We start from the raw sequence: 24,250 nt of genomic DNA, 5'->3' as shown, positions 1-24,250 counted from the left end.
ACATGAACTACTACATCCCGCAGTGGGAGGAGCGTACGTCCTACGGCGTCCGCCGGATCGACCCCTACGCCAAGCTCTTCGAGGACCGGATCATCTACCTGGGCACCCCGATCAGCGACGATGTCGCCAACGCGGTCATCGCCCAGCTGCTCTGCCTGCAGTCGATGAACCCGGACCAGGACATCTCGATCTACATCAACAGCCCCGGTGGCTCGTTCACGGCCTGCACCGCGATCTACGACACGATGCAGTTCATCAAGCCGGACGTGCAGACCGTCTGCATCGGTCAGGCCGCTTCGGCTGCCGCGATCCTGCTCGGCGCGGGCGCGCACGGCAAGCGGATGGCGCTGCCCAACAGCCGCATCCTGATCCACCAGCCCTACACCGAGGGCACCTTCGGCCAGACCTCCGACATCGAGATCCAGGCCAACGAGATCCTGCGGATGCGTGAGCTGCTCGAGAAGATGATCGCCGACCACAGCGGCAAGTCGATGGACGAGGTCAGCCACGACATCGAGCGCGACAAGATCCTCACCGCCGCCCAGGCGGTCGAGTACGGCCTGATCGACTCGGTGCTCGAGTCGCTCAAGACGCCGCAGCTCGTTTGACCTTCGGGCCCCGTGCCGCTCCCACACTGAGGGCGCGGCGCGGGGTACCGTCAGTAACTATTCGGACCTAGCAGCACAAGTCGGGGAAGGAAGGCCACTCGTGGCACGCATCGGCGACGGAGGTGACCTGCTGAAGTGCTCCTTCTGCGGGAAGAGCCAGAAGCAGGTCAAGAAGCTCATCGCGGGTCCCGGCGTCTACATCTGCGACGAGTGCATCGATCTCTGCAACGAGATCATCGAGGAGGAGCTCAACGAGGGCTCCGAGGTCGAGATCGCGGACCTCCCCAAGCCGAAGGAGATCTTCGACTTCCTCAACTCCTACGTCATCGGCCAGGAGCAGGCGAAGAAGTCGCTCGCGGTGGCGGTCTACAACCACTACAAGCGCGTCCAGGCCGGCCTGCAGCCCGGCGGCCCGCAGGGTCCCGGCAAGCACGCCAAGGAGGAGCAGGTCGAGGTCGCCAAGTCCAACATCTTGGTGATCGGCCCGACCGGCTGCGGCAAGACCTACCTGGCGCAGACCCTGGCTCGGATGCTCAACGTCCCGTTCGCGATCGCGGACGCCACCGCGCTGACCGAGGCGGGCTACGTCGGCGAGGACGTCGAGAACATCCTCCTCAAGCTGATCCAGGCCGCCGACTACGACGTCAAGAAGGCCGAGACCGGCATCATCTACATCGACGAGATCGACAAGGTGGCCCGCAAGGCGGAGAACCCCTCGATCACGCGCGACGTCTCCGGTGAGGGCGTGCAGCAGGCGCTGCTGAAGATCATCGAGGGCACCACCGCCTCGGTGCCGCCGCAGGGCGGCCGCAAGCACCCGCACCAGGAGTTCATCCAGATCGACACCACCAACATCCTCTTCGTGGTGGGTGGCGCGTTCGCCGGTCTGGAGCACATCATCGAGCAGCGGGTCGGCAAGAAGACCCTCGGCTTCACCGCCGAGGTGCGCGGCAAGGCCGAGAAGGAGTCCGAGGACCTGCTGAAGCTGGTGCGTCCCGAGGACCTCACCAAGTTCGGGCTGATCCCGGAGTTCATCGGTCGCCTGCCGCTGATCGCGAGCGTCGAGAAGCTCGACCAGGCCGCGCTGGTCCAGATCCTGACCGAGCCGCGCAACGCGCTGGTGAAGCAGTACCAGAAGCTCTTCGACCTCGACGGCGTCGACCTCGAGTTCACCGAGGAAGCGGTCACCGCCATCGCCGACAAGGCCCTCGAGCGTGGCACCGGTGCCCGAGGCCTGCGGGCGATCATCGAGGAGGTCCTCCTCTTCGTGATGTACGACGTGCCCTCTCGTGGCGACGTCGGCAAGGTGATCGTGACCCGCGAGGTGGTCGACGACGGCGAGATGCCGACCCTGGTTCCTCGCGAGAAGGAAACCAAGAAGAAGTCCGCGTAGCCCGTTTGGGTCATTTTCGCCGTCCGGGTCGGTATTGGCCCGGACGGTCGGACACAATACGCACTGATGAGCATCTGTACCTTTCCAGCTCCGTCACTCGGTAGGGAAGTGGGCACGTGAGGTTCCAGAGGGGCCCGGTGATGGCCTACGCCGCCGTAGTGCTCATCGGCCTGCTCGTGGTCATCCAGACCCTCAGCCCGGACGTCTCCGCGCTGCACCGGGTGCCGCGTACGCTCTCGGGCCAGGCCGACTTCACCGTGATCCCTCCGGCGCCGTCTCCCGACGTCTCCGGGGTGTCGACGATTCCCAGCACCACGACCGATGCGGACCGGGAGAGCGACCGGGAGGACCCGGCCCCGCCGAAGAGGCGCGAGGACGAGAAGCCGGACAAGGCACCGTCCGCGCCCGCCGAGCAGCCCGACGCGCCGCCCTCCGCGGATCCGACGACGCCCGCCGACCCCGGCGAGGACGAGGGCCACGGCAAGCCGCCGACGCTGGTCCCGTCCGTGGGACCGATCCCGGGCATCATGGCGCCGCTGCTGTGGCCGTTCGTGGCCGAGGAGGACGCCCGCCCCGTCGACGAGGCCGTGCCGATGTTCCTGCGGCAGCTGATCGCCGCCGACGCCGGCATCCCGGTCGAGGACCTTCCGCTGGAAGAGCCCAAGGCCGACCGGGAATCCGACGAGGAGACGGCGAAGACGGAGGACCCCGAGGCGGAGTCGACCAAGCACGAGTCCGAGGCCGAACAGGTCATCCAGGACGCCTGCGAGCTCACCGCCGCGATCGCTGAGGACGTGAAGACGCTGCCCGGAGCGGACGAGGCTCCCGAGTCCGAGGCCACGCCCGAGTGTGATGAGGCGTGCGCTGAGCCGAAGACACCGGTAGGGTCGTCGCCCGCAGCCGAACCCGAGGCCACCACCGAATCCGCTGAGCCGTCCGACACCGAGCAGTCCAACGCTGGGACGACCGAAGCACCGGAGCCGGAGCAGGAGCCGAAGCGAGGCAGCAAGGACGACCAGACTTGTGCCGAGAAGTCGGTGCAGTAGGGATCACTCCGATGGCGACTGCACCACGCCAGAGTGAACCGGCCGAGCGAGTCCCCCCGGGCGCTCGGCTGGAGTGAGGGACGAAGCAGGCCCCGGAACCGCATCGCGGTCCGGGGCCTGCTCGGTCGTCGGGCTGTTTCGGCCCGGGGCTCAGGCCTCGGGGACCTCTGCCAGCTCAGCGGTGACGGAGATTTCCGTGGCGTTCTCGTCGACGGTGAAGAAGAGGTCGCCGACGATGTTGCCGACCCGCTTGAGGTCCGGCGCGGCGGCCTCGGCGTCCTTGACCAGCTTGGCCGGGCCGGTGACCTCGGCCTTGGCCAGCGGGTGACGCATCTTCACCTTCGCGGTCGACTTCGCACCGCGGATCCCGGTCAAGGTCGCCGCGACGGCGTCGAGCGCCGCCGGGTCGGCGGCGGCAGCGGTGCCGAGCTCGAGCTCACGCGGCCACGAGGAGGTGTGGATGGAACCGGTCTGCCACCACGACCAGACCTCCTCGGTGACGTACGGGAGGAAGGGGGCCAGCAGGCGCAGCTGGACGTGGAGAGCCGTGGCCAGCGTCGCGCGCGCGGACTCGGTGGCGAGACCGCCGTCCTCGTCGTAGGCACGCTCCTTGACGAGCTCGAGGTAGTCGTCGCAGAACTCCCAGAAGAACTTCTCCGAGGTCTCCAGCGCCGTGGAGTAGTCGTAGGCGGTGAACGCGTCGGTGGCCTTGGTGATCGTCTCCTTGAGGCGGGCCATCAGGGCGCAGTCGACCGGCTGGGTGATCGCGACCGGGTTCAGCGTGGACGCGCCGACGTTGCCGAGGACGAACTTGGAGGCGTTGAGGATCTTCATCGCCAGGCGGCGACCGACCTTCATCTGGGTCTCGTCGAACGGCGAGTCCATGCCCGGCCGGGTCAGCGCGGCACGCCAGCGAACCGCGTCGGCACCGAACTTCTCGAGGATCTCGGTCGGGACGACGACGTTGCCCTTCGACTTCGACATCTTCTTGCGGTCGGGGTCGAGGATCCAGCCGGCGATCATCGCGTGGCTCCACGGGACGGTGCCGTCCTCGAGGTGGGCGCGGACGATGCGGCCGAAGAGCCAGGTGCGGATGATCTCGTGGCTCTGGGTGCACAGGTCCATCGGGTAGACCCGGCTGAACAGGTCGGGGTCGGCCTCCCAGCCGCCCGCGATCTGCGGGGTCAGCGACGAGGTCGCCCAGGTGTCCATGACGTCCGGGTCGCCCTGGAAGCCGCCGGGCTTGCCGCGCTGCGCCTCCTCGTAGCCGGCCGGGACGTCGGTCGACGGGTCGATCGGGAGCTGGTCCTCGCCGGGCAGCAGCGGCTTGTCGTAGTCGGGGTTGCCCTCGGCGTCGAGTGCGTACCAGACCGGGAACGGGATGCCGAAGAAGCGCTGGCGGGAGATCAGCCAGTCGCCGTTGAGGCCGCCGACCCAGTTGTCGTAGCGGTGGCGCATGTGCTCGGGCAGCCAGGTCAGGTCGCCGCCGCGGGCCAGCAGCTGCTCACGCAGCTCGGGGTTGCGGCCACCGTTGGTGATGTACCACTGCCGGCTGGCGACGATCTCGAGCGGCTTGTCGCCACGCTCGTAGAAGTTGGCCATCCGCTGGGTCTTCTTCGGCTCGCCCTCGAGGTCACCGGAGTCGCGGATCATCGCGACGACGGCCTCGCGGGCCGAGTGGACGGTCTTGCCCTTGAGCTCCTCGTACGCCTCGGTGCCGGCCGGCGTGGTGATCCACTCCGGGGTCTCGCGGGAGAAGCGGCCGTCGCGGCCGATCAGGGCACGGGCGGGGAGGTTGAGCTCACGCCACCACTGGACGTCGGTGAGGTCGCCCCAGGTGCAGCACATCGCGATGCCGGCGCCCTTGTCCATCTCCGCGGCCTCGTGGGCCAGGACGGGGATCTCGACGCCGAAGATCGGCGAGGTGACGGTCTTGCCGAACAGGTCCTTGTAGCGGTCGTCGTCGGGGTGCGCGATCAGCGCGACGACGCTCGGGATCAGCTCCGGTCGGGTGGTCTCGATGTGGACCTGGGTGCCGTCAGGGCGGTGGAAGGCGACGCGGTGGAAGAAGCCGGGGTAGTCCTTGGCCTCGAGCTCGGCCTGGGCGACGGCGGTCTGGAAGGTGACGTCCCACAGGGTCGGCGCCTCCTGCAGGTAGGCCTCGCCGCGGGCGAGGTTGCGCAGGAACGCCCGCTGAGAAGCGGTCTGGGAGACCTTGCCGATCGTCGTGTACTGCTGGTCCCAGTCGAAGGAGAGACCCAGCGTGCGCCACAGGTCCTCGAAGACCTTCTCGTCCTCGACGACCAGCTGGTTGCACAGCTCGACGAAGTTGGGCCGGCTGATCGAGATCTGGCGCTTCGGGTCCGGCTTCTCCGGCGGGGTGAAGTCGGGGTCGTACGGCAGGCTCGGGTCGCAGCGGACGCCGAAGTAGTTCTGGACCCGTCGCTCGGTGGGAAGACCGTTGTCGTCCCAGCCGATCGGGTAGAAGACCGACTTGCCGTTCATCCGCTGGAAGCGGGCGACCAGGTCGGGGTGGGTGTAGGAGAAGACGTGGCCGACGTGCAGGCTGCCGGAGACGGTCGGCGGCGGGGTGTCGATCGAGTAGACGTTCTCGCGCGGCTGGGTGCGGTCGAAGGCGTAGGTCTTGTCGTTCTTCCACTGCTCGGCCCACTTGGCCTCCAGGCCCTCGAGGACCGGCTTGTCCGGTACGGCGACTACGCGCTGCTCAGCGGGCGTAGTCGTCTCCGGTGCGGTCTGCGTGGGCGTGGTCTCAGTCATGGGACCAAATCCTATGGGCGCGCGGTTGCTGGCGCGAAACCCGGTTGAGACCGGTGTCATGCCCTCGCCATGCTTCGGTCATGGGCACCATCGACTTCTTCACCGACCCAGCCGAGTTCCTCGCCGTCGCGAAGGACTATCTCGCCGCGGAGCCGGTGACCGCCAACGTGGTCGCCACCAACGCGGAGAAGGCGACCCGGGTGGAGCAGGAGGGGCCGTATCGCTGGTTCGCGGTCGCCCGCGACGGTGACCGCGTCGTGGGAGCGGCGATGCGGACGGCCAACTTCGAGCCCTACCCGCTCTACGTCTGCCCGATGCCCGAGCCGGCGGCGCTCGAGCTGGCGCGGGCGCTGCACGCGAGGGGCGAGTACGCAGGTGGGGCCAACGGCGCGCTTCCGGCGGCCCGGACGGTGGCCGAGGAGACCGCGCGGCTCGCGGGCGGGCGGGTGAGCGTCGCGATGGCGTCGCGTCTGCACGAGCTCGGCACGCTGATGATCCCGTCCGGTGTGCCCGGGCACGCCCGCCCGGCGACGTACGAGGACCTCGAGCTGTGCCGGGAGTGGCTGGCCGACTTCGGGCACGCGGCCCGGGAGCAGTCCTCGAACAAGGCCTACGCCCACGAGCACGCCGCCGTCGGCGAGGACGAGGTGCGGCGCCGGATCGAGGAGTTCCTGCTGCTGTGGGAGGTCGAGGGTGAGGTCGTGTCCCTGGTCGGCGCGACCCCGCCGGCTCACGGCGTCGTCCGGATCGCGCCGGTCTACACGCCGAAGGAGCAGCGGGGTCATGGCTACGGCACCGCCGTCACCGCCGAGGCCTCACGCCTCCTCGGCGCCGACGGCACGCGGCTGTGCCTGTTCACCGACGCCGACAACCCCGTCTCCAACCACGTCTACGCCAAGATCGGCTACCGCCCCGTCGTCGACATGGCCAACCACACGATCCTCGACTGACCCGCCGAGTCGGCTCGAACTGACCAGATTCCCCGCCGAGTCGGCTCGTTACAACGAGCCGACTCGGCGGGGTTCGGGGTCAGGATGAGCCGACTCGGCGGGTCAGTCGACGGTGAAGCGGCGGCCGAGGTAGTGGTCGACGGCGGGCCAGATGTGGCCTTCGGCCTCGGCGGCGTCGGTCCAGCGCAGGGACCAGCCCTTGCCGGCGGCGGTCGTGATGTCGGCGGAGCGGCGGCCGCTGCTGCTCTGCTTGAGGTGGAGGGCGCGGATCTGGTCCCAGGGGACATAGGCGGCGTTGGCGGTGGCGGCCAGCTCGGCCGGTGACCTGTCCAGGGCGCGCTGGATCAGCTTGCGGCCGGGGGAGCCGGCGGTCACCGAGGCCAGCCCGGTGGCGAGGCGGTCGGAGCCGGAGGGCTTGAGCAGCATGAGACCGGCATCGGTGACCAGCAGCGTACGGAAGCCGTCGCCGGAGATCGGGGCGAGGGCGCCGATGTAGCCGTCGGGCTGGGTCGGCGCCGGGCCGGCCTCGCTGTCGGGCTTCGGGTCGACCTTCGCGTCGAGCTGGTGCACCCAGGCGCGCAGGGCGGCGGCGAAGCCGGGGGAGCCGAGGGCCTCGTAGGCGAGGTCCTCGGGGTCGACCTCCTGGCCGGCGATGTCGACCAGTCGCCACGGGCCGGCCCAGCTGAGCTCGTAGCGGGCCTTGTCCTCGCCGACCAGCTCATGGGCGATGGCGGCGCCGAGAAGCCGGGCGATGACCTTCCGCTTCGCCTCGCCGGCCTGCTCGGGAGCGGTCTCGACCTCGACCAGGTCCAGGAGCGCGTCGAGGTCGCCTGAGGCGATCTTGTCGAGGGCGCCGCGGACCGTGGCCGGCAGGACCTGGTTCTCCTGCATCGCGTTCAGCAGGGCCTCGGCGTTGATCGCGGCGGCGCGGGCACCGGCGACGGTGACGATCTCGGCCATCGGGGCCGGGGTCAGGCCGGAGCCGGCGAACGTCTTGTCCTCGAGGGCGAGGAAGTTCTGTGACGGGTAGCGCAGGATGCTGGTGGCGTTGCCGGACTTGTCCTCCGCGGCGCCCTCGTCCGGGTCGTCGGACATCGCTTCCAGCCGCTCGATCCGCTCGGAGAGCGGCGGGTGCGAGTCGTACGCGGACGTCTTCGCCTCCGGCGGCGCCGCGCTGATCCTGGCGAGCTCCTCGAGCCGCTCGGGGTCGCTCATCAGGTTCGTGAAGTTGTCGAAGAAGCGGGTGGGCCGCAGGCCGTAGTGGGTGCCGGCCTCGACGTACTGCTCCAGGTAGATGCGCCAGGCGGCATCGAGCGCGGGGAGGGTGCGCAGCGCGATCGCGGCGGTCCGCGGCCCGGCGACCTGCGCGCTGAGCCGGTCGGCGTCGACCTCGTGGGCCCGCGCGATGGGGCCGGTGAGGGAGAAGAAGAGGCGGGCGTACGTCCGGAACGGCCGCTTCACCAGCGGGTTCGACAGGCTCGCGGCGACCTCGGCGATCGCCAGCCGGCTGCGGTGGATGAGGGCGCCGAGCCGGGTGTGGGTGGTGCTGTGGTGACCGAGCTCGTGGGCGAGCACCGCGTGGAGCTGGTTGCGGGAGAGGCCCTGGAGGAGGGGTACGCCGAGGAACATCCGCCTGGTCCCGGTCCGCAGGCCGAGCAGGCTGGTCTCCTCGCTGACCGCGGCGTTGGCGTCCGGCACCAGGCGGATCTCGTCGGGAGCGCGGGTCCCCGCGGCGGCGGCCAGCTGGAGTACCTCCGCCCACAGTCCCGGCTGGTCCTGCTCGGTGAGGACGAGCCCACCGGGATCCTTGGGGGTCCGGGGGCGGCGTCGCGGGGCCACCTGCCGACCGACCAGTGCGAAGGCAGCCAGGACGTAGGCGACGGCCAGGAGCGAGACCGCGAGAGCAGCCCGGAGCGTACGCATGAATGGGGGACCTTGGTGGGGGATGGGGTGTCAGTCCGAGATGAGGGGGAGGGTAGTCGGTCCGGCGATTCGCTGGGAAGGGACCACGCCTTAGACTCGGGCTGATGAGTGAGACTCCCGCGCCGCGCTTGGCGGCCACGATCGAAGAGGTCTGGGAAGCGCTGCAGTCGCGCTGGCCCGAGACCCGCCTGGAGCCGTCGCTGGACCGGATCCGTGCCCTGCTCGAGATTCTCGGCGACCCGCAGGACGCGTTCCGGATCATCCAGCTGACCGGCACCAACGGCAAGACCTCCACCTCCCGGATGATCGACACGCTGCTTCGGTCGCTCGACCTGCGAGTCGGGCGGTTCACCTCGCCGCACGTCGAGCGGATCAACGAGCGGATCTCGGTCGACGGTTCGCCGTTGGACGACGACGAGTTCGTGGCCGCGTTCAACGACGTCGCCCACTACCTGGGCATGGTCGACGAGGACCAGCCGCACCCGCTGTCGTTCTTCGAGACGATGGTCGCGATGGCGTACGCCAAGTTCGCCGAGGCGCCGGTCGACGTGGCCGTGGTCGAGGTCGGCCTGGGCGGCGGCTGGGACGCGACCAACGTCGCCGACGCCGACGTCGCCGTGGTGACGCCGATCGCGGTCGACCATGCGAAGTACCTCGGTGACACCCCGGTCGCGATCGCCCGCGAGAAGGCCGGGATCATCAAGCCCGGTGCGATCGCCGTGATCGCCGAGCAGTCCGTCGACGTCGCCGCCGTGCTGGACCAGCACGCCGCCGAGGTCGGCGCCCGGCTGCTGTGGGAGGGCACCGACTTCGCGGTCGTGTCCCGCACCCCGGCGGTGGGTGGACAGATCCTCACGCTGCGGGGGCTGCGGGGGACGTACGAGGACCTCTTCCTGCCGCTCTACGGCGCCCACCAGGCGCAGAATGCGGCGGCGGCCCTTGCCGCGGTCGAGGCCTTCCTCGGCGAGACCGTCCTGGCCGACGAGGTCGTGCGCGACGCGTTCGCCAAGGTCGACTCGCCGGCGCGCCTGGAGATCGTGCGCTCGTCCCCGACGATCCTGATCGACGCCGCCCACAACCCGGCAGGTGCCTCGGCCACCGTGGCCGCCCTGGAGGACTCGTTCTCCTTCTCGAGCGTCGTCGGTGTGATCGGCGTGATGGGGGACAAGGACGTCGAGGGCCTGCTGGCCGCGTTCGAGCCCGCGCTCGAGCACCTCGTCATCACCCAGAACTCGACCGAGCGCGCTCTGCCCGCCGTCGAGCTCGCCAAGGTCGCCGTCGACCTCTACGGCGAGGAGCGCGTCTCGGTGGTGCCCCGCCTCGCCGACGCCATCGACGCCGCGCTCGCCCTGTCCGAGTCCGCCGAGACCGGCTCGATCTCCGAGGGTGCGGTGCTCGTGACCGGTTCGGTGGTGACCGCCGGAGAGGCGCGTACGCTGCTGGGCGCCCGTGGCTCCTCCGGTGTCTCCGCGGCGACCGCGAAGGTCGTGCCGACCACCGACCCCGAGCTGGAGGCCTATCTGGAGGCGGACGCAGATGGCGAGTGAGCGGGAGAAGTCGCCGCGGCGAGGGATGTGCGCCGCGATCATCTCGATGGAGGGACTCGCGGTCGCGCTGGCCGCACCCGTGATGATCTCGATCGGCGGGGTCTCCGCCGGGCTGGCGCTTCCGCTGGGCCTCGGGTTCTTCGTGGCCTGCATCCTGGTCGCCGGCATGCTGCGCCGCCCGTGGGCCTACTGGGTCGGCTGGGTGCTGCAGGTCGTCGCGATCGGGATGGGCTTCCTGATCCCGATCATGTTCGTCGTCGGCGTGATCTTCGCGGTGCTGTGGGGCATGGCCGACATCCTCGGTCGCAAGATCGAGAGCGAGCGTGCCGCGGCCTTCGAGGCGTTCGACCGGATCACCGCAGAAGAAGAGGCCGAGGAAGAGGCCGGGGAAGAGGCCGAGCCCAGGTAGGTTGGCTGCCGTGGAGGAGCGCGACGAGCTGCAGATGGCGACGGACGACGAGACGGCCACCGACTGGGCACTGTGCCCGGCGTGCGGCAACGCGCTGGTGCTGCGGCGGCCGCGGACGCGTACGGCCCACTACGCGCACAAGGCAGGGGAGTCGTGCCGGCTCGTCGGCGCGCAGCTGCGACGGACCAGCTCCGGGTGGGCCGTCGGCGGAGGCGAGGACGACCCGGACAGCCTCGAGAACCTCTTCGACCTGATCGAGGACGACGCTAGCGGTCGCTGAGTACGCCGGTGATCGCGGCGAGCGCCTGATCGAGCTCCGCGTCGCTCACGCCGCCGAACCCGATCACCAGCCCGGTCAGGCCGCTGGTGCGGGCGTAGGTGGAGAGCAGGTTGATCTCGAAGCCGGCGGCCCGGGCGGCGTCGCGGGCTCGGAGCGCGTCCGTCTCGGGCAGCAGCCAGGTCGAGTACATCCCGGCGAGCGGGCCGGCGAGCGTGGCGTAGGGACTCATCGCCTCGGCCACCCTCGGGGCACGCTCGGCGTAGACGCGGCGGGCGGACCGTACGGCCCGGTCGAGCCAGCCGTCGCGCAGCAGCGTCAGGAGTGCGCGCTGCGAGGGCCAGGCGGCGCCGGCGTGGGTGATCGTGCGGCGGCGCAGGATCAGCTCGTGCAGGTCGGGTGGTGCGACCAGCCAGCCCAGGCGCAGCGTCGGTACCACCGACTTCGCCGCGGTGCCGAGATAGACCACCCGGCCGCGATCCAGTCTGGCCATCGCCGGCACCGGCGCGACGTCGTAGCGGAACTCCGAGTCGTAGTCGTCCTCGATCACGACCGCGTCCGCCCGTCTGGCCGCCTCGAGCAGCGCCAGCCGGTCGGCCGCCGGCATGACGCGCCCGAGCGGGTGCTGATGAGCCGGAGTGACGTACGCCGCGACTGCGGGCCCCAGGTCTGTGACCCTCTCCACGGCCGGCAGGTCGATGACCTCGCGACCGTAGGTGAGCACCGTCTCGGCCGCCGCCCGGTATCCCGGATCCTCGACCGCCACCGGCCCGTGGCGCAGCTCGGGGAGGAGCGCACGGAGCCCGTCGGTGGTGCCCGCGGTCACGATGATCTCGTCCGGGTGGAGGTCGAGGCCACGGGTGCGCCCGAGCCTCGCCGCCAGCGCCTCGCGCAGCTCGAGCAGCCCCCGCGGATCGTCGTAGCCGCGCGGCGGAGCGGCCGCCGAGACCTCCCGCCACGCCCGCCGCCACCCCGGCTCCAGCCGCGGATCGAAGAACGGCGTGCCGGTATCCAGCCGGGAGGATGCCCCCGTCTGCCGAGACGTCGCTCCCGTCGGCCGAGGCGTCACCCCGGTCGGCCCAGAGGTCACGCGCGTCGGCCGAGGCGTCACTCCCCTCGGGTGGGTCGTGGCGACGTACGTCCCGGATCCGCGGCGCGCCTCGAGCCACCCTTCGGCGGTGAGCTGGTCGTAGGCCTGCTCGGTCACCGCGCGCGAGACGCCCAGATCGGCGGCGAGCGCGCGGCTGGAGGGCAGCCGGTCGCCGGTCCCGAGGGTGCCGGAGAGGACCAGGGTGCGCACCTGACCGGCGAGCTGGGCGGGGAGCGGCTCGCCGCAGATGCGGTCAAGGGTCACGGGGAGCATCGGTCGAATGGCCTGTCGGAGTAGGTCAGAATTGGCCCGTGCGTGCAGGCCACTTCGCTACCAGGATGGTGCCATGAGCACGACATTGTCACCCACTCCACGCACCAGTGTCAGCCGCGGGAAGAACCGCGCCGTCCCCGACCGCGAGCGCCTGCACACCTTCCTCGGTGAGGCGCTCATCGCCCACCTGGGCGTCACCGTCGGGTCGGGCGAGGACGCCCACCCGGTCGTCCTGCCCACCGCGTACGGCTTCGATCTCGACGGCCCGGACGCGGGCGGGTCGCTCTACCTGCACGGCTCGGTCGCCGCCGGTTGGCTCGCCCGGGCGCTGGAGCGCGACGTGTGCGTCACGATCACCGAGCTCGACGGCCTGGTCGCGGCGCGCAGCGGGTTCCACCACTCGATGAACTACCGCTCGGCGGTGATCATCGGCCGCGCCCGCCTGGTCGAGGACCCGGAGGAGCGCGAGCACGCCCTGGCGCTGGTCGTCGACCAGATGATCCCCGGACGCTGGGAGACCCTGCGTCCGGCGACCCGCAAGGAGCTCGCCGCGACCGCCGTACTCGCTCTCCCGCTCGCCGAGGCTTCGATGAAGGCCCGCGCCGAGGGGCCGGTCGACGACCCCGAGGACATCGAGGCCGGAACCTGGGCGGGCGTGATCCCGATCCACCGCGTCGCAGGCGCCCCGGTCACGTCTGAGGACGCGACCGGTCCGGCCCCGGAGGATGTCGTACGTCGCGCCGCCGGGCTCGGAGCCGCCCAGAGCCCCGCGAATCGGTAGTTGTGGAGCGCGAGTCCGCAGTTGTTGCGGGCCGAGAACGCGGTTGTGGGCGACGAAACTCCACTTTCGTCGCCCACAACCGCAGATTCGATCTACACAACTACGGATTCGGCCGCAACAACTGCGTACTCGGCGAGGGTCAGCTGAGCCCGGCGCGCCGCAGCGCGTCGGCCATGGCGCTGTTGGCGGGAGCGGGGCGGTTGTTCTGCCCGCCACGGTTGCCGCCACCCTTGGGCCCGCCCTTGCCCTGACCACTGCCCTGGCCGCCACGCTGGCCACCGCCGGGGCGACCGCCGCGGCGACCGCCGGCCTCGCCCTTGGCGCCCGCAGCACCCGCACCCGCGGGAGCGTCGTCGTTGAGCCGGAGCGTGAGCGAGATCCGCTTGCGGGCCTCGTCGACCTCCAGGACCTTGACGCGCACGACGTCACCGGAGCGGACCACGTCGCGCGGGTCCTCGACGAACTTGTCCGACATCGCGGAGATGTGGACCAGGCCGTCCTGGTGGACCCCGATGTCGATGAAGGCGCCGAAGGCGGCCACGTTGGTGACGGTGCCCTCCAGGACCATGCCGGGACGCAGGTCGGCGATCACGTGCACCGACTCGGAGAAGGTGGCCGTGCGGAACTCCGGACGCGGGTCGCGGCCGGGCTTCTCGAGCTCGGAGAGGATGTCGGTGACCGTCGGCAGACCGAACTGCTCGTCGACGAACTCCGACGCTTTCAGCGACTTCAGCGTCGAGGTGTTGCCGATCAGCGACCCGATGTCCGCCGACGCCTTGTCCAGGATGCGGTTGACCACCGGATAGGCCTCCGGGTGGACACCGGACATGTCGAGCGGGTCGTCGCCGCCACGGATCCGGAGGAACCCGGCCGCCTGCTCGAACGCCTTCGGGCCGAGCCGCGCCACCTTGGTGAGCTCGCGGCGGGTCCGGAACGGGCCGTTGGCGTCCCGGTGCGCGACGATCGCCGAGGCGAGCGACTCGGTGATCCCCGAGACCCGGCGCAGGAGCGGAGCCGAGGCGGTGTTGAGGTCGACGCCGACGCCGTTCACGCAGTCCTCGACGACCGCGTCCAAGGACTTGGAGAGTCCGTACTCGGGCAGGTCGTGCTGGTACTGCCCGACCCCGATCGACTTCGGCTCGATCTTGACCAGCTCGGCCAGCGGGTCCTGGAGACGGCGCGCGATCGACACCGCCCCACGCAGCGACACGTCGAGCTCGGGAAGCTCGGAGGAGGCGTACGCCGAGGCCGAGTAGACCGAGGCGCCGGCCTCGGAGACCATCACCTTGGTCATCTTCAGGTCCGGCAGCAGCTTCAGCAGGTCGGCGGCGAGCTTGTCGGTCTCGCGCGAGGCGGTGCCGTTGCCGATCGCGATCAGGTCGACGGAGTGCTTCTTGGCCAGCTTCGCCAGGGTCGCCAGCGATCCGTCCCAGTCACGCCGCGGCTCGTGCGGGTAGACCGTCGAGGTGTCGACCACCTTCCCGGTGGCGTCCACGACGGCCACCTTCACGCCCGTGCGGATGCCGGGGTCCAGGCCCATCGTCGCCCGCGTACCGGCCGGCGCGGCCAGCAGCAGGTCGCGCAGGTTGTCGGCGAAGACCGCGATCGCGGCCTCCTCGGCGGCGGTGCGGATCCGGGTGCGCATGTCGAGCTCGAGACGGAAGAGGATCCGCGTACGCCACGCCCACCGCACCGTCTCGGCCAGCCACTTGTCCGCCGGACGGCCGGAGTCGGTGATCTCGAAACGGGCAGCGATCGAGCGCTCGTAGTCGGTGGCGACCCCGGGCTCCGGCTCCTCGACGTAGGGGGACAGGGTGAGGTCGAGCACCTCCTCCTTCTCCGCGCGCAGGACGGCCAGGGTGCGGTGCGAGGGCAGCGATGCGTACGCCTCGGAGAACTCGAAGTAGTCGGAGAACTTCGCCGCCGCCGGGTCGTTCTCGCGGCCCTCGCGGACGCGGGTCACCAGGCGACCCTGCTTCCACATCCGCTCGCGCAGCGTGCCGATCAGGTCGGCGTCCTCGCCGAACCGCTCGACCAGGATCGCCCGGGCGCCGTCGAGCGCGGCCTTCGTGTCGGCCACGTTCTCCCCGAGGAAACCCTCGGCGAGAGCGACCGGGTCCTGGGACGGGTCGGCCATCAGCCCGTCGGCCAGCGGCTCGAGCCCGTTCTCGCGGGCGATCATCGCCTTGGTGCGCCGCTTCGGCTTGAACGGCAGGTAGATGTCCTCCAGCCGCGCCTTGGTGTCGGCGGCGAGGATCGAGGCCTGCAGCTCGGGGGTGAGCTTGTCCTGCTTCGCGATCTCGGCGAGCACGGCCGCACGCCGCTCCTCCAGGTCGCGCAGGTAGCCGAGACGCTCCTCCAACGTACGCAGCTGGGCGTCGTCGAGGCCGCCGGTCACCTCCTTGCGGTAGCGCGCGATGAACGGCACCGTCGAGCCCTCGTCGAGCAGGGCGACAGCGGCGGTCACCTGCGCCGGGCGCACCCCGAGATCTTCGGCGATGCGGGCCGGGATGGCGGCCATCGAGTCTGCGAGCGTCGGAGCTGATGGGGTTGTCGTCACGGAACGCAATCCTGCCGCATCCCACCGACATGGTTTCAACAAGGCCGACGAGGCACGGCCGCGACCGGCCCGAACGTGCCCGGGCCGGCCCGCCCCGATACGCTCAGCCCATGACGCAGCGCACGTTCGTGATCCTGAAGCCCGACGCCGTCCGCCGGGGCCTGGTGGGGGAGATCCTGTCCCGCTACGAGGCCAAGGGCCTCTCGATCGTGAAGCTGGAGCACCGCACCATCGACGCGGGCACGGCCGACGAGCACTACGCCGAGCACGTCGAGCAGCCGTGGTACCCGCCGCTGCGTGACTTCGTCACCTCCGGCCCGCTCGTCGCCGCCGTCCTCGAGGGCGACGAGGCGATCGAGGTCGTCCGTGCGCTCAACGGGGCCACCGACGGCCGTAAGGCCGCCCCGGGCACCATCCGCGGCGACCTGTCCCTCTCCAACCGCGAGAACCTCGTGCACGGCTCCGACTCGCCCGAGTCGGCCGACCGCGAGATCAAGCTCTGGTTCGGTGCCTGAGACGTCGAGCAAGGGGCCGCGCGAAGCGCGGATCCGCTGACCGATCGCGCCGGTGAACCACCGGCGCGATCTCTCGTTTTCACGGTCTTTCGACGGTGTCCGAAACCAGGTATCCCCGGCTTCGACGCCGCGGACGTACCCCGTATCGTTGCGGTTTCGGCGAGCCTCTCCGGATTGAGGCTCGGACCTTCGTAGCCTCGTCGGGAGGCCCGTATCCTGCAGCACAGATCCCCGACGCGGCGCCCCGGGAACGCGAGGACGTATGGCGAGCATCATTGGACGTGACATGGCGGTGGACCTCGGCACCGCAAACACACTCGTCTACGTTCGCGGCAAGGGTGTCCTTGTCGATGAGCCGAGTGTGGTCGCGCTCAACAAGAACACCGGCGAGATGGTCGCCGTCGGCCATGAGGCCAAGAAGATGCTGGGACGTACGCCTGACGACATCGTCGCGCTGCGGCCGCTGAAGGACGGCGTGATCGCCGACTTCGAGGCCACCGAGCAGATGCTTCGCTACTTCATCCAGCAGGTCCACCGCCGCCGCTACTTCGCCAAGCCGCGGATGGTCATCTGCGTCCCGTCCGGGATCACCGCGGTCGAGATCCGCGCGGTGAAGGAGGCCGGCTACCAGTCCGGCGCCCGGATGGTGAACATCATCGAGGAGCCGATGGCGGCCGCGATCGGCGCCGGGCTCCCGGTGCACATGCCGACCGGCAACATGGTCGTCGACATCGGCGGCGGCACCACCGAGGTCGCGGTGATCAGCCTCGGCGGCATCGTCACCTCGCAGTCGATCAGGACTGCCGGCCACCAGCTCGACAACTCGATCATGACCTGGCTGAAGAAGGAGCACGCGCTGCTCCTGGGCGAGCGCACCGCCGAGGAGGTCAAGATGACGCTCGGCTCGGTCTGGCCGCTGCCCAACGAGCCCGAGGCCGAGATCAGGGGACGCGACCTGGTCAGCGGCCTGCCGCGCACCGTGACCGTCTCGAGTGCCGAGGTGCGCAAGGCGATCGAGGAGCCGCTGCACGACATCTTCGACGCGGTCCGGTCCACCCTCGACCAGACGCCACCCGAGCTCGCCGGCGACATCATGGACCGCGGCATCGTGCTGACCGGCGGCGGTGCCCTCCTGCGCGGGCTCGACGAGCGCCTGCGCCACGAGACCGGCATGCCCGTCCACGTCGCCGAGTCCCCGCTGACCTCGGTCGCGATGGGCGCCGGCCGCTGCGTGGAGGACTACGACGTGCTCCGCCCCGTCCTGGTGAACGAGAACAGGAGATGGTGACGTGTCGTTGCTGAGCCCCCGCCCCAGCGAACGTCTGCGCAAAGGGCTGGAACAACGCAAAGGCCCCAAACCCAAGGTCCGTACGCCGCGGGAGAGGCTCAACCGCCGCGGCAGCCTCGAGACCAAGCCCGGCGGCGGGGGCCCGAAGCGCTCCTGGCTGATCGCGCTCATCCTGTGCTGCGCGACGCTGGCGACGCTCGACCAGACCCCCGTCCTGGAGCCGGCCCGGGCCGCGGTCGGCGAGGTGGTCTCCCCGCTCGAGACCGGCGCTGCCCTGGTCGCCCGTCCGTTCACCGACATCCCGGAGTGGTTCGACACCCGCGACGACCTGCGCGACCGGGTCGCGAAGCTCGAGGCCGAGAACTCCACGCTGCGCCGTCAGGTCGAGGTCACCGACTACGGCCGGGCCAAGCTCGCCGAGTACGAGTCGATCACCCGCGCCGCCGAGGATCTCGGCTACTCCATGGTGCCGGCGCGCGTCACCGCCTACGGCCCCGCCCAGACCTTCCGCCGCACCGTCACCATCGATGCCGGCAGCGCCGCCGGGATCAGGTCCGACATGTCGGTGGTGACCGGCGACGGCCTGGTCGGCCGGGTACTGCGGGTCACCAAGACCTCGGCGACGGTCCTGCTGATCGTCGACGCCGCCTCGGTCGTCGGCGGTCGCGTCGGCGGGGAGGACCGCAGTGGCAAGAAGTCGGGCCAGGTCGGCATGGTCCGGGGCTCCGGTGTGGTCGCCGGCTCCGGTCTGCTGACCCTCGACCTCGTCGACCGGTCCACCGCCCCGCTCAAGGGCGACACGGTGATCACCTGGGGTGACGGCCGGGCCGCTCCGTACGTCTCCGGGCTGCCGATCGGCGAGGTGACCGACACCTTCGAGAGCGTGCGCGACTCCTCGCAGACGGCCCGGATCAAGCCGTACGTCGACTTCGGCTCGCTCGACGTCGTCGGGGTGGTGGTGCCCAACGGCACCATGAGCGACCGCGCCGTGATCACGCCGGAAGGGGAGCTGCGATGAGCCAGGTGGAAGGCCGCGCCCCGAGCGCCGCACCGGTGCTGCGCAACGTCCTGGTCGGCATGCTGGTCGTGATCGCCGTCGTCCTCCAGCTGAGCGTGGCCCCGGCCTTCGCGATCCGCGGGATCACCCCCGACCTCGCGCTCCTGGTCGTGCTCGCGGTCGCGCTCTCCCGCGGCGGGCAGGCCGGTCTGGTGACCGGGTTCGCCGCCGGCGTACTGCTCGATCTGGCGCCGCCCGCCGACCACACCGCGGGCCGGTGGGCCCTCGCGCTGCTGATCGTCGGCTACGTCGCCGGACGCGTCCGCGAAGGCAGCATCGGCGAGAGCCGCAGCCACGGCGGCCAGGGCCGTCCCAACGCGATGACCGTGATGGCCACGGTGGCCACCTGCGCGTTCATCGGCGTCAGCATCTTCGCGGTCAGCGGCCTGATCCTCGGCGAGGCGCCGCTGACGCTGCTGCCGACCGTGGCGATCAGCGTGGGCTACGACCTGCTGCTGGCGCCGTTGCTGATCCCGGCGCTGCTGTGGCTGATCGGCAAGGGGGACTCCTGAGATGGCGGCGAGTCGACTCTCCACCGCGCAGGTCAGCCGGCTGCGGCTGATCGTGATCCAGGCGCTCGTCTTCTCGCTGCTGGCCACGCTCGGGGTCAGGCTCTTCTACCTGCAGGTACGCCACGGCGACGCCTATCAGGCGGCCGCGGCCTCGCAGTCCAAGCGCGAGATCGTGCGCCAGCCGGTGCGCGGCATCATCGTCGACGCCCAGGGCCGGCCGATCGTGACCAACCGCTCCGCCTGGGTGGTCAGCCTCGATCAGGGCGTGCTCGACGGCCTCGACGACGACGACAAGGTGACGCTGATGAAGCGCGTCGCCAAGGCCGTCGACGTGTCCCCGAAGAAGCAGAACGAGGCGATCGCCAGCTGGTCCGGCACCCGCTACCAGCCGGTCCCGATCGCCACCGACGTCTCCGAGTCGACCGCGCTGCGCATCCTCGAGCAGCCGGAGGACTTCCCCGGGGTGGTCGCGGAGAAGCAGACGCTGCGCTCCTACCCCAGCCCCTTCGGTATCAACGCCGCCGGAGTGCTGGGCTATCTCTCCCCGATCACCGAGGACGAGAACGACAACGCCAAGGAGCGCGGCGACGAGTCGCTCAACATCACCTCGATGGTGGGTCGCTCCGGCGTCGAGAAGGAGTACGACCAGTGGCTGCGCGGGATGCCCGGCTACGACACCGTCACCGTCGACTCGGTCGGCCGTGAGATCGGGCGCGGCGACTCGGTCGCCTCCCAGCCCGGCGACACGCTGGTGACCAGCATCGACGCCAAGGTGCAGGGCCGCGCCGAGAAGCTGCTGGCCGAGTCGATCGAGACCGCCCGCGGCACCTTCGACAAGATCACCGGCCGCAACTACGAGGCAGACTCCGGCTCTGTCGTGGTCATGGAGGCACAGACCGGCCGGCTGGTCGCGATGGCCAGCCAGCCGACGTACGACCCGGAGGAGTGGGTCGGCGGGATCACCCAGAAGCAGCTGGACCGGCTCTACTCCGAGAAGGCGGGCTACCCGCTGCTGCCGCGGGCGACCCAGGGTCAGTTCGCGCCCGGGTCGACCTGGAAGCCGTTCATGACGGTGGGTGCGCTCAACAACGGATACAGCCGAGACACCAGGCTCAACTGCTCCAGCGGACTCCAGGTCGGCAACCGCTGGTTCAAGAACTACGAGTCGGGCGCCTACGGTTTCATCGACTTCGCCAAGGCGCTCGAGGTCTCCTGCAACACGTTCTTCTACCAGATCGGGGTCAACTACTGGCAGAAGTACGGCTCCAACCCTGCCAACGTCAAGGCCAGGGACCCGCTGGTGGAGACGGCCAAGGCGTTCGGCTTCGGCAAGCGCACCGGCATCGACCTGCCCGGTGAGTCGTCGGGCCGGATCGCGGACCGGAAGTGGAAGGCCGAGTACTACGAGGCCATGAAGGGCTACTACTGCCGGATGGACGAGAAGGACAATGCGCCGACCGCGTTCCTGCAGTTGTTCGCCCACGAGTTCTGCATCGAGGGCAACTACTACCGCACCGGCGACGCGGTGAACTTCTCCGTCGGCCAGGGCGACACCATGGTCACCCCGATCCAGCTGGCCCGGGCCTATTCGTCCCTCGCCAACGGCGGCACCCTCTACGAGCCCCGGATCGGCAAGGCGGTCGTCAGCGGCGACGGCACCGTGGTCGAGAAGATCGACCCGAAGGTCGTCGGCAAGGTCAAGATGTCGGCCAAGAGCATCGACTACGTCAACGAGGCGCTCCTCGGCACCCCGCGCAGCGGCTCGCTGGCGTGGAAGTTCGGCGGGTTCCCGCTCGACGAGGTTAAGGTGCGCGGCAAGACCGGCACCGCCGAGGTCACCGGCAAGCAGACGACCGGATGGGTCGCCTCGTACAACAAGAAGTACGTCGTCATCATGACCATCTCCCAAGGTGGCACCGGCTCGGGATCGGTCGGTGATGCCGTACGCAAGCTGTGGGAGTCGCTCTACGGGATCGAGGAGGGCGGTGTCGAGGTCCGGCCCAACAAGGCCATGATCACGGGCATCGACCCGCCGAAGAACCTGCCGGCCTTCGGTGCCGACGGCTCGATCGCCGCTCCCAAGGACTGAGCGGAGGAGACCGAGTCATGAAGAACGACGTGATGGCCTTCGTACGCCGCATCGACCTGATCCTTCTCGGTGCGGTCCTGGTCCTGGTGTCGCTGTCGGTGTTGCTGGTCTGGTCCGCGACCATCCACCGTGACGCGATCACCGGTGGCGACACCACCGCCTACCTGCGCAAACAGGCGATCAACGTGGCCGCCGGGCTGGTGATGATGGTGGGCGTGGTCGCGACCAACCACCGCTGGGTCCGGCTGCTGACGCCCGTGGTCTATCTGGCCGCGGTGGTCGGGCTGGTGCTGGTGCTCGTGATGGGCTCGACGGTCAACGGGTCGAAGTCGTGGGTGAATCTCGGGCCGGTGCAGGTCCAGCCCTCGGAGCTGGCCAAGCTGGCCGTGGTCATCGCGATGGCGCTGGTCCTGGCCGAGCGCAGCGAGGGCCGCTGGCGGGCACGGGTGTCGCTGGGCGACGTGGTCGCGATGATCCTGGTCGCGGCGGTGCCGATCGCCCTGGTCCTGCTCCAGCCCGACCTCGGCACCACGCTGGTGCTGGGGGTGACGGTCTTCTGCGTGCTGGCGGCCGCGGGGACACCGCGGCGATGGCTGGCGCTGCTGGCGTTGACCGGCGTGGCGGCTGCCACGACGGTGGTCGCGACCGGGGTGCTGAAGCAGTACCAGATCAACCGGTTCATGGCGTTCACCGATCCGTCGCTGGATCCTCGCGGGGCCGGCTACAACGTCCAGCAGGCGCGGATCGCGATCGGCGACGGCGGCATCTTCGGGCAGGGCCTGTTCCAGGGATCGCAGGCCCGTGCGGGCTTCGTCCCCGAGCAGCACACCGACTTCATCTTCACGGTCGTGGGGGAGGAGCTCGGGCTGGTCGGCTCGCTGCTGGTGATCGGGCTGATCGGTGTCGTGCTGTGGCGCGGCCTGCGGATCGCGGCGCGCACCGACGACCTCTTCGGGCGGGTGGCGGCGGCCGGGATCGTGTGCTGGCTCGGCATCCAGAGCTTCCAGAACATCGGGATGTGCCTGGGCATCATGCCGGTGACCGGGGTGCCGCTGCCGCTGATCTCCTACGGCGGATCCTCGATGATCGCGGCGCTGCTGGCGGTCGGTCTGCTGCTCGGCATCTCGGCCCGTTCGCGTCGCACCGGTCTGGACCGGTCCGGACCACTTCAGGACCTCCGTTCGCGCGATCGCCTGCAGGTTGCTGCAGTGCGAAAAGATGTCGCGTTTCATCGTCAGTAAACTCGATTACGTTCCGTCCCGGTTGCCCCACAGGGCATCTGTTACCCCTTGCAGCACTCAACCCGAGGCTGCTTGACGACGGGAGCAGTAATCGTGAACCGACCCCACAGAACCCAGCGTCTCGGCGCACTGGCAGCAGCGACGGTCACCGCCGTCGGCGCCGCCACCACCATCTTGGCCATGTCCGGTCCCGCCGGCGCAGCCGACAGTCCGGCACCGCTGATCGGTGCCGAGAAGTCGACGGCCATCGACAACTCCTACATCGTGGTGATGAAGGGCAACGGTGCGGCCGCCAAGGCCAACGCCGCCGACGCCCGGGCGCTCGCCAAGGAGAAGGGTGGCTCGGTGAAGTACGCCTACGACAAGGCGATCACCGGCTTCTCCGCCACGCTCGACGCCGACGCGCTCGACGCGCTCCGCAGCAATCCCGACGTGGACTACGTCGAGGCCAACCAGGTCGTGAAGGCCAGCGGCGACCAGGCCAACCCCACCTGGGGGCTCAACCGGATCGACCAGCGCAACCTGCCGCTGAACTCGAACTACCACTACGACTACACCGGCTCGGGTGTGAAGGCGTACATCATCGACACCGGGATCCGCTCCACGCACGCGGACTTCGGTGGCCGGGTGACCTCGGGCTACACCGCGATCGGGTCCAGCACCGAGGACGAGAACGGCCACGGCACCCACGTCGCCGGCACCGTCGGCGGGTCGACCTACGGCGTCGCCAAGAACGTCACCCTGGTGCCCGTCCGCGTGCTCGACGCCTCCGGGTCCGGCACGACCGCCGGAGTGATCGCGGGTGTGAACTGGGTGACCTCCAACCACACCTCCGGTCCGGCGGTCGCCAACATGTCGCTCGGTGGCGGGGTCTCCTCGACCCTCGACTCCGCGGTCACCAGCTCGATGGCTGACGGCGTCACCTACGCCGTGGCCGCGGGCAACGACTCCGGCGCGAACGCGTGCAACGGCTCGCCCGCCCGGGTGGCCGGAGCCCTGACCGTCGGCTCGACGACCAACACCGACGCCCGGTCGAGCTTCTCCAACATCGGCTCGTGCGTCGACCTGTTCGCCCCGGGCTCCTCGATCACCTCGGCGTGGTACACCTCGAACACGGCGACCAACACGATCTCCGGTACGTCGATGGCGACCCCGCACGTCGCCGGTGTGGCCGCGCTCTACCTGCAGGCGAACCCGACGGCGTCGGCCTCCGCCGTCGCCTCGGCGATCAACGCCAACGCCACCACCGGTGTGGTCACCTCGCCGGGGACCGGTTCACCCAACCGCCTCCTCTACTCGCTGTGGAGCGGTGGCACCGACCCGACGGACCCGCCGACCACGGGCAACCTGCTGACCAACCCGGGCTTCGAGTCGGGTGCGACCGGCTGGAGCGCCTCCTCGGGTGTGATCGACAGCTCGAGCAGCGCCCCGGCCCGTTCGGGCTCCTACAAGGCGTGGCTGAACGGCTACGGCTCCGCTCGCACCGACACGCTGTCGCAGTCGGTCACCCTGCCCACGACCGGCAAGACCCTGTCGTTCTACCTGCGGGTGATCACCAACGAGACGACCACCTCGACGGCCTATGACAAGCTGACCGTCAAGGTCGGGTCGACGACGCTGGCGACGTACTCGAACCTGAATGCGAGCTCGTCGTACTCGCTGAAGTCGTTCTCGCTCGGGTCCTTCGCGGGCAGCACCGTCACGCTGACGTTCACCGGCACCGAGGACTCCTCCCTCGGGACCAGCTTCCTGATCGACGACACCTCCATCGCCTGATCCCACCACCGGCAACGCCGCAGCCGGGGGGGGGGGGGGGGGGGGGGGGGCCCCGGCGGGGGGGGGGGGGGGGGGTTTTGTGGCGGGGGTTTTGGGGGTGTTGGTGGGTTGGGCACGGGGTGGGGGCCGGGGGGGGA

19 protein-coding genes are annotated in these 24,250 nt (G+C 70.1%); 15 read left to right on the top strand and 4 right to left on the bottom strand.

The window, feature by feature from the left end:
* The first annotated feature begins 2 nt into the window (after positions 1-2).
* The 3 genes from ACIRON_RS05500 (at position 3) to ACIRON_RS05490 (ending at position 3,047) form a co-directional block, all read left to right on the top strand.
* Positions 3-608 (top strand): ATP-dependent Clp protease proteolytic subunit, encoded by a 606-nt coding sequence (locus ACIRON_RS05500; protein ID WP_355231559.1) that lies wholly within the window; start codon positions 3-5, stop codon positions 606-608.
* Positions 609-708: 100 nt separating this feature from the next.
* Positions 709-2,001, top strand: coding sequence for an ATP-dependent Clp protease ATP-binding subunit ClpX (gene clpX, locus ACIRON_RS05495; RefSeq protein WP_402990011.1), 1,293 nt, complete (start codon positions 709-711; stop codon positions 1,999-2,001).
* A 116-nt stretch (positions 2,002-2,117) separates the two neighbouring features.
* Entirely contained in the window at positions 2,118-3,047 is a 930-nt protein-coding gene (locus tag ACIRON_RS05490; protein WP_402990009.1) for a hypothetical protein, read from the top strand.
* A gap of 150 nt (positions 3,048-3,197) precedes the next feature.
* Here ACIRON_RS05490 and valS read toward each other — a convergent pair whose 3' ends face one another.
* Complete coding sequence (valS, locus tag ACIRON_RS05485; protein WP_402990007.1) at positions 3,198-5,825, bottom strand: valine--tRNA ligase; 2,628 nt, start codon at positions 5,823-5,825, stop codon at positions 3,198-3,200.
* Positions 5,826-5,905: 80 nt separating this feature from the next.
* Between valS and ACIRON_RS05480 the strand changes: the two genes are divergently transcribed.
* Positions 5,906-6,775 (top strand): GNAT family N-acetyltransferase, encoded by an 870-nt coding sequence (locus ACIRON_RS05480; protein ID WP_402990004.1) that lies wholly within the window; start codon positions 5,906-5,908, stop codon positions 6,773-6,775.
* 102 nt (positions 6,776-6,877) lie between these two features.
* Here ACIRON_RS05480 and ACIRON_RS05475 read toward each other — a convergent pair whose 3' ends face one another.
* On the bottom strand, positions 6,878-8,698 hold the full coding sequence (locus tag ACIRON_RS05475; RefSeq protein WP_402990001.1) for a M48 family metallopeptidase: 1,821 nt from the start codon (positions 8,696-8,698) through the stop codon (positions 6,878-6,880).
* Positions 8,699-8,802: 104 nt separating this feature from the next.
* Here ACIRON_RS05475 and ACIRON_RS05470 point away from each other — a divergent pair, with 104 nt between their 5' ends.
* The 3 genes from ACIRON_RS05470 to ACIRON_RS05460 are packed head-to-tail and all read left to right on the top strand — an operon-like array spanning position 8,803 to position 10,934.
* Positions 8,803-10,245, top strand: coding sequence for a bifunctional folylpolyglutamate synthase/dihydrofolate synthase (locus tag ACIRON_RS05470; protein ID WP_402989998.1), 1,443 nt, complete (start codon positions 8,803-8,805; stop codon positions 10,243-10,245).
* Positions 10,235-10,654, top strand: coding sequence for a DUF4233 domain-containing protein (locus tag ACIRON_RS05465; protein ID WP_402989995.1), 420 nt, complete (start codon positions 10,235-10,237; stop codon positions 10,652-10,654). Before ACIRON_RS05470 ends, ACIRON_RS05465 begins: the two co-directional genes overlap by 11 nt.
* Positions 10,655-10,664: 10 nt before the next feature.
* A complete protein-coding gene (locus ACIRON_RS05460) occupies positions 10,665-10,934 on the top strand; it encodes a competence protein CoiA family protein (protein WP_402989992.1) in 270 nt (89 codons plus the stop codon).
* Here ACIRON_RS05460 and ACIRON_RS05455 read toward each other — a convergent pair.
* Positions 10,921-12,294 carry a PLP-dependent aminotransferase family protein gene (locus ACIRON_RS05455; RefSeq protein ID WP_402989989.1) on the bottom strand — a complete coding sequence of 458 codons (1,374 nt, stop codon included), beginning with the start codon at positions 12,292-12,294 and terminating at the stop codon, positions 10,921-10,923. The genes ACIRON_RS05460 and ACIRON_RS05455 overlap by 14 nt on opposite strands.
* A gap of 73 nt (positions 12,295-12,367) precedes the next feature.
* Here ACIRON_RS05455 and ACIRON_RS05450 point away from each other — a divergent pair, with 73 nt between their 5' ends.
* A complete protein-coding gene (locus ACIRON_RS05450; protein ID WP_402989986.1) occupies positions 12,368-13,075 on the top strand; it encodes a pyridoxamine 5'-phosphate oxidase family protein in 708 nt (235 codons plus the stop codon).
* Between the two features lie 139 nt (positions 13,076-13,214).
* Here ACIRON_RS05450 and ACIRON_RS05445 read toward each other — a convergent pair whose 3' ends face one another.
* Positions 13,215-15,635, bottom strand: a complete 2,421-nt coding sequence (locus ACIRON_RS05445) for a Tex family protein (RefSeq protein WP_402989983.1) — start codon at positions 15,633-15,635, stop codon at positions 13,215-13,217.
* 110 nt (positions 15,636-15,745) lie between these two features.
* Here ACIRON_RS05445 and ndk point away from each other — a divergent pair, with 110 nt between their 5' ends.
* The 7 genes from ndk to ACIRON_RS05410 all read left to right on the top strand — a co-directional run bounded on the left by ndk (position 15,746) and on the right by ACIRON_RS05410 (position 24,113).
* Positions 15,746-16,150, top strand: a complete 405-nt coding sequence (gene ndk, locus ACIRON_RS05440) for a nucleoside-diphosphate kinase (RefSeq protein WP_091049296.1) — start codon at positions 15,746-15,748, stop codon at positions 16,148-16,150.
* A 262-nt stretch (positions 16,151-16,412) separates the two neighbouring features.
* Complete coding sequence (locus ACIRON_RS05435) at positions 16,413-17,438, top strand: rod shape-determining protein (protein ID WP_402989978.1); 1,026 nt, start codon at positions 16,413-16,415, stop codon at positions 17,436-17,438.
* A gap of 1 nt (position 17,439) precedes the next feature.
* The gene (gene mreC / locus ACIRON_RS05430) at positions 17,440-18,456 is read left to right on the top strand and encodes a rod shape-determining protein MreC (protein ID WP_402989975.1); all 1,017 of its coding nucleotides are present in this window, start codon (positions 17,440-17,442) and stop codon (positions 18,454-18,456) included.
* Positions 18,453-19,007, top strand: coding sequence for a rod shape-determining protein MreD (gene mreD, locus ACIRON_RS05425; protein WP_402989973.1), 555 nt, complete (start codon positions 18,453-18,455; stop codon positions 19,005-19,007). Before mreC ends, mreD begins: the two co-directional genes overlap by 4 nt.
* A gap of 1 nt (position 19,008) precedes the next feature.
* A complete protein-coding gene (gene mrdA / locus ACIRON_RS05420; protein WP_402989970.1) occupies positions 19,009-21,096 on the top strand; it encodes a penicillin-binding protein 2 in 2,088 nt (695 codons plus the stop codon).
* A gap of 17 nt (positions 21,097-21,113) precedes the next feature.
* Positions 21,114-22,337 carry a rod shape-determining protein RodA gene (gene rodA / locus ACIRON_RS05415; protein WP_402989968.1) on the top strand — a complete coding sequence of 408 codons (1,224 nt, stop codon included), beginning with the start codon at positions 21,114-21,116 and terminating at the stop codon, positions 22,335-22,337.
* 93 nt (positions 22,338-22,430) lie between these two features.
* Positions 22,431-24,113, top strand: a complete 1,683-nt coding sequence (locus ACIRON_RS05410) for a S8 family peptidase (protein ID WP_402989965.1) — start codon at positions 22,431-22,433, stop codon at positions 24,111-24,113.
* Positions 24,114-24,250: the final 137 nt, after the last annotated feature.

The sequence above is a fragment of the Nocardioides sp. NPDC101246 genome (assembly GCF_044767415.1).
In the GTDB taxonomy this organism is placed as follows: Bacteria; Actinomycetota; Actinomycetes; order Propionibacteriales; family Nocardioidaceae; genus Nocardioides.
Note: the sequence above shows the minus strand (reverse complement) of the source record. Positions and strands in the feature narration are given on the sequence as shown.